Source organism: Corallococcus llansteffanensis, assembly GCF_003612055.1.
Classification (GTDB): domain Bacteria; phylum Myxococcota; class Myxococcia; order Myxococcales; family Myxococcaceae; genus Corallococcus; species Corallococcus llansteffanensis.
Window position 1 is genome coordinate 1 of the sequence record NZ_RAWB01000201.1, and the last position, 15,663, is coordinate 15,663.

The 15,663-nt window shown below is 67.0% G+C and carries 7 protein-coding genes; 5 read left to right on the top strand and 2 right to left on the bottom strand.

Annotated elements, in window-relative coordinates:
• The 5 genes from D7V93_RS19750 to D7V93_RS19775 all read left to right on the top strand — a co-directional run.
• The coding region (locus D7V93_RS19750) for an IPT/TIG domain-containing protein (RefSeq protein WP_208723074.1) at positions 1 to 367 on the top strand (367 nt) is incomplete at its 5' end.
• A gap of 59 nt (positions 368 to 426) precedes the next feature.
• A complete protein-coding gene (locus tag D7V93_RS19760; RefSeq protein WP_147451239.1) occupies positions 427 to 1,461 on the top strand; it encodes a hypothetical protein in 1,035 nt (344 codons plus the stop codon).
• Complete coding sequence (locus D7V93_RS19765; RefSeq protein WP_120644902.1) at positions 1,458 to 1,832, top strand: hypothetical protein; 375 nt, start codon at positions 1,458 to 1,460, stop codon at positions 1,830 to 1,832. Before D7V93_RS19760 ends, D7V93_RS19765 begins: the two co-directional genes overlap by 4 nt.
• On the top strand, positions 1,826 to 9,730 hold the full coding sequence (locus D7V93_RS19770) for an RHS repeat domain-containing protein (RefSeq protein ID WP_120644903.1): 7,905 nt from the start codon (positions 1,826 to 1,828) through the stop codon (positions 9,728 to 9,730). The genes D7V93_RS19765 and D7V93_RS19770 overlap by 7 nt, the downstream gene beginning before the upstream one ends.
• A gap of 212 nt (positions 9,731 to 9,942) precedes the next feature.
• Positions 9,943 to 10,736, top strand: a protein-coding gene (locus D7V93_RS19775; RefSeq protein WP_120644904.1) for an IS5 family transposase whose coding sequence is annotated in 2 segments (ribosomal slippage) — positions 9,943 to 10,285 and positions 10,285 to 10,736 — 795 coding nt in all. Because the reading frame shifts where the segments join, the coding sequence is not laid out codon by codon here.
• A gap of 92 nt (positions 10,737 to 10,828) precedes the next feature.
• On the opposite strand, the gene D7V93_RS44460 is transcribed toward D7V93_RS19775, so the two are convergent.
• Positions 10,829 to 11,347, bottom strand: coding sequence for a hypothetical protein (locus D7V93_RS44460; protein WP_147451240.1), 519 nt, complete (start codon positions 11,345 to 11,347; stop codon positions 10,829 to 10,831).
• Entirely contained in the window at positions 11,338 to 15,465 is a 4,128-nt protein-coding gene (locus D7V93_RS19780; protein ID WP_120644905.1) for a DUF6531 domain-containing protein, read from the bottom strand. Before D7V93_RS19780 ends, D7V93_RS44460 begins: the two co-directional genes overlap by 10 nt.
• Positions 15,466 to 15,663 lie beyond the last annotated feature (198 nt).

Below are 15,663 nucleotides of genomic sequence, written 5' to 3' on the forward strand. Positions count from 1 at the left end.
GGGCTCCCAGGCCCCCACCGGTCTCCGGGGCGCGGATGGCACTCCCGGCGCACCGGGAACCCCAGGCACGGGAGGCAGCGCGACCGCGACCGTCATTGCTCCCTTGCCCCAGCTCCTGTCGCTCGCTCCGGCGCAGGGGCCCGTCTCCGGGGGGACGGCGTTCACCCTCACCGGGGTCAACCTGGGGCAGGTGGTGCGCGTCTGCTTCGGAACCGCCGAGGCGAGCGCCGTCTCCGTCGACGCGGCGGGGAAGACGCTCATGGGCAGGACACCTCCCGGCAGCGGCCCTGGCGCCGTGACGGTCACGGCGTCCTTCCCCGACGGCTTCATCGCCGCGCTGTTCACGCAGTTCACCTACTCGTCGTGACGGACCGCCGGGCCGCGGCCTTCCAGCCGCGGCCCGGCTCCGCAGTGGAGACACACCCCATGCACGCTCACACTCCCGCCCCGCTGTTGCCGCGCGAAGCCGGACTCGCGGGTCTGGCCGGCCGACTCGCCGGCCGACCGGACGCGGCCGACCGCCTCCATGCCGCCCTCTGTCTGGATGCCATGCCCGAGCGCGTGGACGCCCCGGGCGGCGCCTCCTCGCATCTCAACGGCGACGGCTCGGCGCTGGAGCTGTGCATCACGTCGGGGCCCACCGGCTGCCGCTACCGGCTCATTGGCGATCCGGGGACGCTCCTCGAAGCGCCCCTGGACCGCTGGGCGGTGCGCCAGCAGGCCCTGGACCGGGTGCTGGAGGCGGGTGCGGCGCAAGCGCTGGCGCCGCTCGTGACCCGCGCGATGGACCATTGGCTGCCGGCCCACCCCGAGGCCGCGGCCCACCTCACCCGGAACGTCTTCTGGCTGGCCGCCCCGCTCGGCGACCCGGGCCTGGCCCTGTACCTGGAGGGCGGCGCGGGCTCGGACTCCGAGGCCTGGGACGCGCTGCGCCGCTGGTTCGGATTCATGGTGCCGGACGCGGCCCCCGCGCGGGCCTACGTCGACGCCATCGCGGAGGTCGGGCGCCTGTCCAGCGTCGGCATCGAGGGCTCGAGCCCCAGCGAGGCGCGGGCCAAGTTCCACTGGCGCCTGCGCACGCCGGTGCGCTGCGATCTGCTCGGCCTGCCGCTGCTCGATGACCCGGACTTCTCCCGCTTCCTCACCGCGATGGTGGGCGGCGCGGACCGGCCCCTGCCGCTGGCCAGCCTGGTGCTGTCAGCGGGCTTCAGCGTGGCCACGGGCGCGCTGGTGGACACGAAAATAGATGTCTGCTGTTGCCACGCCTGTCTGGGTTTCACGCCGGAGCAGTGGAACGAGCGCCTCCCGCGCGTCTACGGGATGTTCGGCCTGGAGCTTCCGCCCGTGGCCGAGGCCCTGGCCCGGGGCGAGTGCCAGGGTTTGTTCCTCGGCTTCGGGCTCGACGTGAGCGGGCGGCGGCGCCTCAACCTCTACCTCATGCCGGGCGGGGGGGCGTCATGACGGGCGCGTCCCATTCCCAGACGCTGTCCGGCACGGTGGAGCGGTTGCTGGACTCCGGCTCGGACCGGCCGGTGCTGCTGTACCGGGGCAGCTGTCCCAAGTGCCGGCTGCTGTCCCGGCTCGCCGTCCTCGCCGCGCTGGGCTCGCTGCGCCGGATCCCCATCGGCTCCGACGAGGCGGATCTCCTCTACCGGCGCCACCCCGGCACCGAAGGCCAGCTCGCCCTGTTCCACGGCGACCGCCTGGCCACCGGCCCGGGAGTCATTCCCCGGGCCCTGCTGCTCTTCCTGCGCATCTGGACTGGACGTCTGGTTTCCCTCGCGCGGCCCTCGCGGTCGCACGGCAACGAAAAGAAGGTCGAGAAATGCTGACCGCCGCCACGCTCAAGAATGCCGTCTCCCCGGCCACCGGCCTCGTGTCCTTCCCCCTGACGCTGGTGGAGTTGGAGGGCCGCCAGGGCCTCGACTTCTCCCTCCAGGCGCTCTACCGGGGCGGGGTGGACTACTCCGCCACCACCTGGAACCTGGAGGCGCCCACGGGCTGTCTGGGCCTCGGGTGGACGTTGAGCGGCGAGATGATCTTCGCCGACCACCACCAGACGGGCCAGACGTCCGCGGCCAGCTACTTCTACGCCGCCGACGGCATGGTGGACCGGCTCCTGCCCACCGGCGTCACCGGCACGGTCACCTCGTTCATCCTGACCGCCCAGCGCTTCTGGAAGATCAGCTACGACAGCGCCACCGAGACCTGGACCATCCTGCGGGAGAACGGGCGGATCCACACCTTTGGCGGTGCCACCGGCCCGTCCACCGGGGCCCGCACGAGCACCGGCAACTCCATCGAGTGGGGCGTCCGGTGGGGCGCGTGGACGGGGGGCTCGGTGCTGACGCAGAACCAGGGCGCGTATGCGTTGGCCTGGCGGCTCACCCGAATCGCGGACCCGTGGGGCAATGCCATCACCCATGCCTATACGGCCTTCAGCGATGACAGCATTCCCGTGGGGAGCGGGGGCCTGCCGTACACCCGCGCCACCTACCTGGACACCGTCACGGACACCTTCGGCCGCAAGGTGAAGTTCACCTACGACGCGAAGCTCTCCACCTCCAGCCAGCAGGAGTACCAGGCGCCGCACACCGGCGCCTCGCCCAATCCCTGGCAGGACCGCTACGAGACGCGCTACCTGAAGGCCGTCCGGGTGACGGACGCCGCGGGCAACGCGCTCATGGGCGTGGACTTCACCTTCGACGTGAAGGGCGCGGGCACCCTGGCCAAGCGCTACCTGACGCGGGTCCAGCGCAGCAACAGCCGGGGCGCTCCGCTGGCGCCGGTGGACTTCACCTACCGCAACGGCGACGGCGCCACCCCGCCGGGCGCGCTCGACACGGTGACCCTGCCGGGCGGCGCCACCTTCGCCTTCAACTACGCCGAGCAGACGCTGGGCCAGAGCCCCCGCACCCTGTCCATCCAGAAGACGGGCCAGACGACGCCCCGCGTGTGGTTCGACGTGGACTACGCGGTGGTGACCTGGCTGGACCCCCGCAACCCCGGCTGGTTCAAGACCTATCTCTATCAATGGACCGGCCGCTGGCAGGAGGACGCCATGGGGGATGCGACCGTGGCCGACCAGTACGACAACATGCGGGTCGTGACCGAGGCCAACCTGTGCGGCATCTTCCGGCCGCAATACGCGGTCAATGGCAACAAGGTCAAACCCTCCCTGTCCTGCTATCACAAGGACCCGACCACGCCTGGGGAATGGGTGTCCTCGAACCGCCGGCTCGACGCGCTGGCGCTCGACGAGGCGGTGGACGTGGCCAGTGGCACCGGGTTCCTGGCCGCGCTCGGCAAGACGAGCGGCAAGCTCTACCGCATCACCTGGAACGGCTCGGCCTGGTCCAACGACGATGCCATCCAGCTCCCCACCGTCTCCGGGGGCACGACGCTCTATGCCCTCTGCGCGAGGAACAACTGGCTCGCCGCGCTGTACCGTTCCAACAGCGATTCGAGCGAGCTCGTCTACCTGAAGCTCTGGTACCTGGATGCGTCCGGCACCTGGAACACGGGCTTCGACGGGTCGCTCCAGAGCACGGCCGTCAACGCCCACGACATCATGGCCTACGCCGGCGGCTCCTTCCTCGTCCTGCGGGTCTACAACGACAAGTGGATTGGCGATGACTACCGCTACCAGGCCATCACCTGGGGCGCGGACTTCTCCTCGCCCACCGCCACCACGCTGGTGGATGCCGGAGGCGAGTTCACCCCTGGCATCCACGGAGGCCTCGTGGGCATCGGCCCGCAGTTGTTCCGCTACAACGGCGTCAACTGGGATGACCGCATCAACCTGAAGGACAGTGCCTGGCGCTACCCGGGACAGACGGGGGACGCGTTCAACATGTCCTACGGCTTCGACAAGGCGGTGCGCCGGGTCACCCAGTCGTGGACGGGCACGGTGGACGGCTACGCCTACGACGTGACGGAGTACCAGCCGGCCCAGCGGGCCTTCAAGGTCGACAGCTTCAATGGCGCCCAGCTGCCCTCCATCCAGGAGCAGGTGTGGAGCATCACCGGCAATCCCAACAACACGGTCCGCTTCCCCAGCAACTACGTGCTGCTGTCGAACAAGCTCTACTACGAGAGCCCGGACGCCAGCTGGAGCACCCTCGCGACCATCCCCGACAGCGTGGCCAAGAAGGCGCCCCAGACGGTGCAGCTCTCCGCGTTCCTCTACCTCAGCTACCAGTCCGGCTCCGACGCCGTGGTGGTGCCGCTGCGCAACGGCACGGCGCTCGCCCCCATCACCCTCCCGGGCCAGAACCTCTACGCCAGCAGCACGTCCGGCAAGCTGCTGACCGGCGTCAACGCCTTCGTGACCTACACCGGCACGTTCGACGCCCCGGGCTCGCTCACCCTCTACTCCCTCGTGAAGGGGCAGGTCAGCGGCACGGTGAAGGCCTGGGCCGTCTCCCGGGTCGACGTGAATGACGGGCTCGGCACGACGCAGGTGTCCTACGGCTACGACACCTCCAAGGCGATCTCCGTCACGCTGGGGTGGGCCGGCCTGTTCAACCGCACGCGGGTCATGCCGGGCAGCGCGGACGGCCAGGCCACCCCGTATGGCTTCACCGACGTCTACAGCTTCAACGGGCTGGGCAGCACCGACTCCCTGGTGCCGTTCCCGAACGACGCCGCGTCCACCAACGCCGCGACGAACTTCGCGGCCCTGGTGGGCCTGCCCTACCAGGAGAGCGTCTGCGATGCGCAGGGGACGCAGGTGGCGGTGACGAAGCGCTACTGGTGGGTGACCACGAAGAGCGCGCTCACGGGAGGCTCCTCCCGCTATCCGCGCCTGCGCCGCCTGGACTCCACCGTGGATGGGCTGACGAGCACGCGGACCCAGGGCTGGTCGGACACGACCGGCCTGATGGTCACCAGCTCCCTGGTCAATACCAACTGGAACGGCGACGCGGAGACGCTCACCACCGGCTACACGTACCTCTGCGACGCGTATCCGGCCGCCGCGGCGCTCAACCTGCTCACGCCGGTGGTCCAGACCACCGAACAGGTCATCACGCCCCAGCTCACCTTCAACCGCTCCGTCACGGTCTCCACCTGGAAGCGGGGAGCGGCGGGGACGTGGGCGCCCGACAAGAGCTACCGGGCGCGCACCAACACCAGCGCGTTCAACTTCGCCGACTGGTCGGGTTCGAACGAGCCGCCCGCCACGGACTGGCTGAAGACCGCCACGCTGAGCGCCCCCAACACCCAGGGCCTGCAGACGGAGCTGGTCGACGCGGACGGCCACGTCACCTCCAACCTCTACGACGCCGCGAACCGCTGGCCGGTGGCCACCTTCAGCCATGCCAGCCTCCAGGGGAGCGAGGCGGGCTACTTCGGCTGCGAGGGCTATGAAGCCACCGCGGGCTGGACGGTGCAGCCGGGCGGCGCGCTCTACACCGGCGACAGCCACACGGGACTGCGCTGCCTGAAGCTGGCACCCGTGGGGCAGGGCGCCGCGGCCCCGGGCCTGAAGGGTGACTTCGCGCCCACCGCGCCGGGCCGGCAGTTCACCGTGTCCTTCTGGGCGAAGACGCAGGGCGGCTACGGCAATGACAGTGGCGAGGCCTGGCTGTCCATCACCCTGGCCGCCACGGGGACGAGCACCCAGGTGAAGGTTCCGGACACCCAGGGTGCCTGGGCCTTCGTCTCGGCTCCCGCCTTCACGCCCTGCCCGAGCGGGTTCTCGGGCCCGGGCGCCGTCACCCTGCAGTTCTCCACCCAGAAGGCGTCCACCTGGGTGCTGATCGACGACGTCCTGTTCCTGCCGGCGGACGCCACCGGCTCGGTCAACGCGTATGACCCCGCGTTCGGCGTCGTCACCGCGACCGTGACGGGCCAGGGCCTCACCCAGCGCACGCTCTTCGACGACTCGCAGACGCCGGTGGCGCAGCTCGGTCCCACGGACAGCCCCACGGAGCTGCCCGCGATCTGGCAGGTCCGGGACGATCCCTCGGGACGGCTCTCCGTCCAGCAGCTCAATCGGGTATCCCGCGCCCGCTCGCGCGAGGCCGGCGGCTACGAGCCGTTCACCGATGACTGGCAGTCCCGCTGGCAGGCCACGCACCCGGAGGCCTGGTCGGTGTCTGGCAGGGCCCTGCGCCACGCTGGGAGCGGGGCGGACACCTGCACCTGGACCCGCTACGGACAGCAGCAGAACTACGGCGTGCGCGTGCAGGTCCTGCCTCCGGCGGGCACCGCGGCTCCGGCGGGCAAGGTCGGCCTGAAGATTGGCAACCTGGAGGTGTCGTGGCAGCCAGCCTCCCAGCCGGGCACCGGCTCCTGGTACCTGGGCACCACGAAGTTCACCAACGCGTTCGGGAATGGAACCTACCCCTACGCGTCAGACTGGATGTTCGCGGTGGTCGACTCCCGGGTGCTGTTCTGGGCCGGGGGGCGGCTCCTCATCGACACCACGCCGCAGGTGTCGTCACCCGGGGTCCTCGTGCTCGAGGCCTCGACGGACGTGTCCTTCACCGGGCTCGTCACCTTCGTCGAGCCGCTCGTCGACGTGGTCTTCAAGGACGGCGCGGGCAACGACCGTCAGACGCAGCAGATGGCCGACGGGCTCAACGTGGCGGTCACCCAGGTCGCCTACGACGGGCTGCTGCGCCCGGCCGTCCGCACCAAGGCCGCCACCTTCCCGATGAGCGGCGTGGGCCCGCTGTTCGCCTATCAGAGCGCCTACCTCACCAACGGTGGACCCGGCGGGACGCTCTGGACCACGGGCCTGGCGGAAGGGCAGATCAACACGTACTGGCAGGGGGACGGCGGCTACCCCTTCACCCGCGAGCAGTACGAGGCCTCGCCCCAGGGCCGGGTCCTGGCGCTCGGCAAACCCGGGAAGAACTTCTCGCTGGCCGGCCACCCGACGCGCTTCGCGTATGGCAGCTCCGGGGGCTACCGCACCACCACGCTCACCGACCCCAACGGCGTCTCCACCGTGACGGTGGTGGACCGGGCCGGCAATCCCATCAGCCGCACCGCGGGCCCGACCCAGGTCGGCGGCACGGACCTGGTCACGACCCGCTACAGCCACACGTACTCCAGCAGCGGTCAGACGAACCAGGTGCTCCTGCCTGTCGCCGGCACCACCCTCACCGAGCAGCTCGACTTCCTGGGCCGGCTCGTCTACCGCCAGGGTACCGATACCGGCGCCTCCCGCTTCATCCATGACCGGCTGGGCCGGCTGCGCTACGCCCTCCACGCCGAGGGCGTGAACGCTGGCGGCCCCAACGTCGATCGGATCCTCTACTGGACCTACGACTCGCTCGGCCGGCTCACCGAGGCGGGCACCGTCGACGCCGCCTGGTCCAGCCTGCCGGCCCTGCCCGACGGCGGCGCCCCACCGCCGGGCACGCCCGTGGCGCGCAAGAAGAACTCCTATTTCGGCCCCGGGGATGCCAACGGGGGCCGCCTGCGGCAGACCGCCACGTACGCACCGGGCGTGACGACCGCGGACGTGACCCTGGGCTACACCTATACCCCGGGGGGCAACATCGCCTCGGTGACGCAGACCACCACCGCGGGCCCCGTGAGCCACACGGGCTCGATGCAGTACGCCTACGACAACCTGGGCAACACGGTCCGCATCGTCTACCCGACCGCCACGCCCCTGGCGGTGAACTACCGCTACAACCGGCGCGGTCTGGTCAGCATGATTGGCAATGACGTCTCGCCCGCCATCTACGCGGCCTACACCTACAACGCGGACACCTCCATCCTGAAGGAGTCGCTCGGCTTCCTGGGCTCGACCAACGTCAACCAGACGTATACCTACAACTCGCCGGGTTGGATCAACACCGTCTCCTACAACTACTTCGCGGGGACGTTGTTCTACGACACGCCGCAGGCGGGTTATCAGGGCGCCGTCTACTACGACGGCACCCTCCAGGGGACCTCCGCCCGCGCGCTCTATGGCGGCGCTCCGGCCGGCTACACCTACCGGAACGCGTTTGATCCGCTGGGCCAGCTGCGCTTCGCGGAGAACACCATCAGCACGGACTGGGGCATCGGCATTGGCAAGGGCGTCCAGTACGACATGAATGGCAACCTCCAGGCGCTCAACCGCGGCAACCTCAACCTCACCTATACCTACGGCACCGGCTCGGACCTGCTGAGCAAGGTGGACCTGTACGACGCCGTGTCGCACCAGCGGTCGACCCTGGCGTTCGGGTATTCGCCGAGCGGCCAGGTCACCTCGGCCACGCCGAACCTGAGCACCCTGACCTACGACGCGTTCCACCGGCTCGCGAGCACCCTCACGGTGGCGGCTCCGGCGCCCGCGACCCTGACGTTCCGCTACGGCAGCGCCAGCGAGCGGGTGTCCAAGTCCCACGTCATCGCCGGGAAGACGACCACCACCGTCTACGTCCGTGGGTTGGAGGACGACCCGCTGCTGCATGTCATCACCCAACCGGATGGCACGGTGACGCAGAAGGCGTTCGTGCGCGGACCCAACGGGCTGCTCGCGATGGTGACTGGAAACAAGACCTGCTACGTGGTGCGCGACCACCAGGGGTCGACGCGCGTGGTGTTCGACCAAACGGGGACGGTGCTGGCCGCGTTCGACTACCTGCCCTTCGGGCAGGGCATGCGCTCCAGTGGTGACCCGACGCTCATGCCCTACCGGTACACCGGGCAGGAGTGGGACGGCTTCGACGCGGCGGGGACGGTGGGGCTCTACAACTACCAGGCCCGCCTCTACGACCCCATCGTGGGTCGGTTCTACGACACGGACCCCGCGTTCCAGTTCGCAAGCCCCTATGTCTACGTGGGCAACAACCCGTTCAACTTCACCGACCCCACGGGCATGTTCTGGAAGGAGATCCTCGGCACGCTCGCTGTCGTCGGCGGCGCCATCGCCACGGTGGCGTTACTGCCCGAGGCGGCGGCGCTGGGCGGGCTGATGCTCATCTGGGGCGGCTACAGCGCCTTCTCGGTGATAGGCGGGAGCTACGCCCTGGCGAGGGGCGGCGGGCCCAACGAGGTGGCGGACGCGAGCCTGTCGTTCGGCATCGCAGGCGCCCTGGCCGCCACGGGGCTGGTGCTCGGACCTCTGGCGGGCATGAGCCTGAAGTCCCTGGGCATGGCGGAGGCGTTCGGCGTCATGAATGCCTTCTCCATGGCGCCACCGGACGCCTCCGCCGCGGACATGGGCTATTACCTGGCGGCCGGCCTGGCCGTGAGCTTCGCCTCCGAAGCGCTCGGCAGCGTGGCGGCCGCCCGTCTCGGCGGGGTGGGGGCCGTGCCGGCCCTGGGGCGTGGCTCGGGCTCGCTGGGAGGGCTGCTCGAAACGGCCCGCCAGGGCGGATGGTGGAGCACGCTGACCCGCAGTACCGCGTTCGAGAACGCGGTCGACGCGTCCACCCAGCTCCGGGTGGTCCAGAAAGGCGTCTCGGGGGCCTTCAGCGGCAGCGCCAACTACGGGCTCCGGTCCGCCGCCCGGGGCGACAGCGCCGGCCGGGTCTTGGGGGAGACGCTGTTCGGCGGAGCGGTCTACGGACTGAGCAGCGTCCTGTCGGGGCTGCTGGGCGGTGATATGGGCGCGGTCGGGCGCGGTCGGCTGTCCCTGCCGTCGGTGGTGAGCAACCAGACGCTGAACTTCGGCATCCAGTGGGTGTCGGAGAAGGCCGCCAAGCAGCTCATCGTCATGTCACTCGACTCCCGCATCCTGAACTCACGCATCGACATGGCGCGCACGGTCTTTGGCTGAGAAGAGACGAAGGCCCGGAGCCTTTCGGTTCCGGGCCCTTCGTGTGGTGACTGCATGCCCGTCCGGGCCAGAACGGGGGAGATCCTCAGTGGAGGCGGCGGGAATCGAAGCCGCACAGGCGGATTTGGTTCCTACTCAGATCTCCTAACAAAAGTCAGGTTTGAGGGAGAACAGCCGGGTGGACGGATGAGCGGGCTAAGCATCTGGGGCCCATGGCTCGCGAACTCGTACCGGATGCGCTGTGGGAGCGAGTGGCTCCTCTGGTTCCGGTTCCCAAGAAGAAGAAGCTTGGCCGGCCACGGGCCAATGAGCGAGCCGCCTTGGAGGCCATCGTCTTCGTGTTCAGGACCGGTATCGCCTGGGAGATGCTCCCAGCGAAGCAGTTCGGCCTGTCGGGGATGACGGCTTGGCGGCGCCTGGAGCAGTGGACACGCGCCGGGGTGTTCGAGCAACTTCAGCGCGTCTTGCTCAACGAAATGGGACAGCGGAGCCAAGTGGACTTCAGTCGTGCCTCGCTCGACTCCTCAAGTGTCCGAGCTAAAAAAGGGGTGCCCTCACGGGCAAGAACCCGACGGACCGAGCGAAGGCGGGTAGCAAGCATCATCTTCTCGTCGACAGAAAGGGGCTGCCCCTGGCCGAGAGTCTGACGGGACCCAACGTCCACGATACCCACGAACTGTTCCCCCTGCTGGATGCGATGCCCGATGTGAAGCATCCCCGCGGTCGCCCCCGGCATCGGCCCGGCAAGCTGCATGCGGACAAAGCATACTCTTCGCGCAAGAACTGCCGGGGCCTGCGCCGACGCGGCATCACTGCCCGCATCGCACGGCCCGGCATCGAGTCGAAGCATCGGCTGGGGCGGCACCGCTGGGTGGTGGAGCGCACCAACGCGTGGATCAACCAACTGCAGCGCCTGCGAGTGCGTGATGAGCGCCAGGACGATGTCCATTTCGCCCTCCTCGTGCTCGGCTCCTGCCTGATACTCTTTCGGAGCCTTCAAGCCTGACTTTTGTTAGAAACTCCTTATACCCCTTCTATTCTTCCTATGCTCATGCTCCGAGCGGGACAGAGCCAGTACCAAGGGGTGGCCTGGCAGTCCTAGTCATGGCGAAAAATTTGCATGATCTTGCCTGTGTCGGCTGTCACTTCCGGGAGCGCTGCTTGTCTCCGGAGCACGAACTCATAGCCCGCTTCAACAATCTCCGCCTTTTCTTTCCGTCGCCACCCTCGCACGGAGACTGAATACAGGCCCGGGGATACTCCGTCGACGTCCTGCCATCCCTCATCCGAAGCCCACTCGACTAGCACTGCGAGATCTGCAATCACTAAACGAGATTCGACGTTCAGCGCATACTCAGCGTTCTCGACTACGAGTTCGCACCCGGCGAAGCCGGTAGGCTCATCAGTGTCGCGCACGACGATGCTGTACCCCGCGCTGTCAATGGCAAGTACGGGAACAATAAGTCCTTCACGCAAGATCTCATCGCCTTCATCGGTCGTTGTGAACTTCTTGAAGAGGTTGGTTCCATCCAGAAGGGGCGAGTAGCGCTTGGTCAGGAGTGTTGGTTCAAAAAGAACAATTCCATTGTAGTCTGCGGAAACATTGGTCACGAACATGAGGGTGTCTGCTGGGAAAGTTTATTCTGGTGCCACTGAATGAGGCTGTCGAAGGCTTGAGTTGGGCTTACGTCGCGTGCAATCACTTCGCCAGTACTCGGGATCCGCAAGTCTCCGCGCATGTTCGGAAGATCTTCGAGACCGCGTCGACTCGCAACGATCAATTCATCTTGTGTGCCCGCCCAGGGGCCTTGGATCTTGCCAATATAGGGGCGTTGCGCCTGATGAAGAGCCTCGTGGTCAGCCGGTTGATAGGGCGTAGGGAAGTATGTGGGCGTATCCCGCTTGGTACTCAGGAGATCCAAATTGGCACTGGCCGCTTTTCCTCGTGGAACAAGATGGTGCCCCATTCCATTGTCAGGGTTCCACTTCCAGGGGAATAGGCCAAATGGGTCGAAGGTCGTTAGAGGCGAAAGAGGATATGCGTACATCCTCACGCCCCCATGAATCCTCAAGGGGTCCTGGCTGATATAACTTCCAGCGACTGCGTCATATTGGCGAAAGCGGTTGTAGAAGAGGCCTGTCTCTTCGTCTTTATACTGTCCGGGCCATCGCCAGGGGCAGTGTTGCAAGGCGACATCGGGCTGGCCGACACCGAAGGTGTCCAGCTGCAATCGCCAAGCGAGTTGACCGGCCTCGTCGTACATCTCCGTGGGGGTACCGAGGATGTCCGAGGCAATGGCCCACCTGCGGCCTGCCGTCTCCTTGGCCACCGGGGTGGAGGTACCGGGCTGCCAATACCAAGTGGCAGACGCTTCGGGGGAGACCTCGTGCATCATGGTATTGCCGTCCCAGACGAAGCGGGTGTCGGCCTCCACCGTGGTCGTGCCGTCAGGGGCGATCTGTAGCAGCACCTTGCGGGTACGGCGGGCGAATGCGTCGTACTCGAAGCGCACGGTCCGTCCGTCGGGACGAAGGACCTCCGCCAACAGACCCGCATCATTCCAGTGGTAGCGCCAGCGACAGCCGTCGCCATCCACCTTCTCCGTCCGGTTGCCGTCTGCATCATGAGAGTAGCGGCAGCCGTCAGCCTCCCTCAGGAGCCCACCCCGTCCGTAACGCCTGTCCGTCCGGGTGGAGGTGCGATAGAGATTTCCTACAGCATCCATGGCGCGATGCTGAATGCCCGAAGGGCCGACCTGGGCAATCAGACGGCCGCGAGCATCATGGGTGTAGTCGGTGCGACCGCGCAGTGCATCCTCCACCGAGGACAACTGGTCTTCCCCGCGCCAGTGGTACGTGCGCGAGTCGAGTTGTTGGATGGGGGCGCCAGCGACATGGCGAAGGGTGCGGCGAGTCGTGGGCCGGCCTGCGGCATCACGTTGCCACTCCACCCGCACGTCCCCAGGCAACACGCGGGCCGCCTCAAGTCCGACGGCGTCTCTCTCGAAGCGAAGGGTGGGCTTCGAGGCGTGGAGGGACTCTTCTCCGAAGTGCAGCGAGGAGACTTCGCCCAATGCGTCGTGCAACACCGACATGCGGCCGCCCAGAGAGGTTTCCAGGAGGATGCGCTGCCCGGCAGTGTCGAAGTGGGAGGCTACCGCATGGTCTCCCTGCACCTCTCGCACCACGCGACCCGAGGCGTCCCTTTCAAAGAGGACGGTGGTGGATTCATTGCGAGCGCGAAGCAGGACTCCGTCCTCGCGATACTCGAATTCTACTCCAGTGCCGTCGGCGTGCTTCTGGGTCAGGGGGCGGCCGGCCTTGTCGTAGGTGTATTCAGTGGAGCGGCCGCTTGGAAGGAAGGCTCTGGTGATCTGGCCCAAGGCGTCGCGCGTGTATCGGCGCGTTTGTCCATCGAAGCCGGTCTCTTCTTGCACCCGGCCCAGGGCGTCCAGGGTGTATGTGTATGTTTCATCCGCCTCATTGAGGACGCTCCTCAGGCGGCCTTCGGGGTCATGGTGGAAGCGCAGCGAGGTTCCCCCCTCCTCCCGCGCTATCAGCTTGTGGAAATGACCATAGGTGAAGCGCACATGCCGGGTGGCGTCGCGTACTTCCAGCAGGTTGGCTTGGGCGTCGTAGACCCTCTGCTCTACCACGCCCGTGGGCGACTCCACCCGCAGCAGGTTGCCTTGAACATCATAACGGAAGCGAACGATGGCGCCCCGTGCATCTTTTTCCCGCACCACCCGGCCTTGCCCATCAAAGTCGTATTCAGTGGCCATGCCGTTGGGAGCTACGATACGGACTGGTTTTTTCTGCTTGTCATATTCCAGAACCGTCCGGCGGCCGCCGGGGGCCTCCGCCCACACGAGCAGTCCCCTTTGCCATCCCCAGCGGGTGCATTCGCCCGTAGGCGTCTGCCGTTCAATCAGGTGGCCTTCCCGATCGTAGGCCCACGCCCAGGTGTTGCCGAGAACGTCAATGGCACGCACCGGCAGGTTCTTGTCGTCATACTCCAAACATACCCTTGTTCCATCCGGTCCCTCGAACGCTACCGCGTTGCCCCGGGCGTCATAGACGGTGGTTCGCTTGTGTTGCAGGGCGTCCGTTTCCTGGGTGAGGAGCCCGCACTCTGGATCGTAGGCGTAGGACGTGGCCGCGCCGTGCGCGTCCATCACCTCCACCACCATGCACAGAGCATCCAGTTGATAGATGGTGGTGGCCCCCAAGGAGTCCTCCACCAGTGTCTTCCGGTTGTGCCTGTCGTAGGAGATGAGATGGTGGTAGATGCCGCCGTCTCCCCAGGTACGCACGCATCGGGCCTGGGCGCCCCAGCCATCGTATTGGAAGTAGAAGGAGAGGCCTGCCCTGTCCGTCTCCTGCACCATGAGATGACCCTGGTATTCAAATCTCCATGCGGCCCCGGCCGCGTCCTCTACCTCCACCAGGTCACCATGGGAGTCGTAAGTGTACTTGAGGTGGCGATAGAAGCCCGTCTCCCTGGAGAGCGGTAGCTTCACCTCGGTGAGGCGGCCCTTCGCGTCATGGGTGAAGCCAACAAGCCGCCCGCAGGAGTCACGCACCCACTCCAGAAGGCCCCTGGCGCTGTAGGCCAGGTCAAGGGTGTGATGGCCGTCGCGACTGCGAATGCGTTGCAGACTGGCGCGGTGCGGTGGGCCACCTGCCAGGAGCGCGAATTCGCGCACCGTTCCGTCCGCGTCCTCCACCGTCCAGCGGAAGCCGCCGTGGCTGCGCAGGGTGATTCGGTTGGTGGCATCGTAAAGAGATTGGTTGGCTTGCATGATGCGGTCCGGGAACGTGTCAGTGGCGAACTCCACCTCCCTGCCGTCCGCCTCACGCAGCACCACCTTGCCTCGCTCCAACCATACCTCCTGGCCCAGACTGTGGCTCCAGCCGTAGCCCATGGGTCCATTCCTCCAGGAGAGGGAAGAGGAATACACCCGCTCAAACACCAGCGGTAGCGGACCTGGCAACTCGAAGTCCACGTTGTCGGTGAAGACGCGGCCCGTGGCGACATCCACCGGATGGCCGGTGACGAAGCATGCCGCTCGTTTCAGTCTGTCCTTGATACGCCCAGGCGCCACCTTGTCGATGGCCTTCTTGAGAGCACCACTCACCCTTGCCCAGCCTTTGCTTCGCTTTTGAGCCTGGCGCAGGCAGCGGAATAGTTTAACCCCACCCCGGGCCAACCCTACCAGAGCCTTCATCCCCGCCAGCATGGCAAGATTTTCAGCAATACCCGCCAGGTCTGGCACCATGGGGGCGCCATTGATCACCAGCGGTCCCTTGGGGATGGCGAGCGTGAGGCTGGTCGGGAGGCGCACGGGGTCGCTGCAACTGAGGGCGATGTCCCCCAAACGAACACCGAGGTTGCCGCCCAAGCTGACGTTGAGGCTACCAAACATCAACTCCGCGTCGTTGTTGGGCAGTCCTTTGACAAATCCCACCCCCGGCAGGGGCAGGTGAGGCAACGTCAGCAGGTTGGTGACGGCGGTGCCACAATTAGCAACTGGAAGACCATTCACCAGAACCAGACCAGGGCCGCCTCCCGTCGCCATGCCGATGGCCGCGCCCAGTGCCAAGCCCACCGGGTCGAATACCATGCCTACGAACGGCATGGGCACAGGTGTTGGCACCGGCCCCGCTGGCGTGGGCAGCAACACCATGTGGATGTCCAGCCCCAGCACCGGGTCGAAGAAGGTGGATTGCAGCATGGCTCAGGCCCTCCTCGCAGGTGTGGACTTCGAATCGTCCGGTGCGGCCTCCAGCACGAGCGCCTGTGCTTCTAGAGCGCCGATCAGGTTTCCGCCCGAGGAAAGTCGAATACTTGCGCGAGCGATCGACGCGGGCTGTCACCGCGTGCATAGGTCGCCACCTCACGGAGGTGGCGCATGGAACGCTGGAAGCCGGCT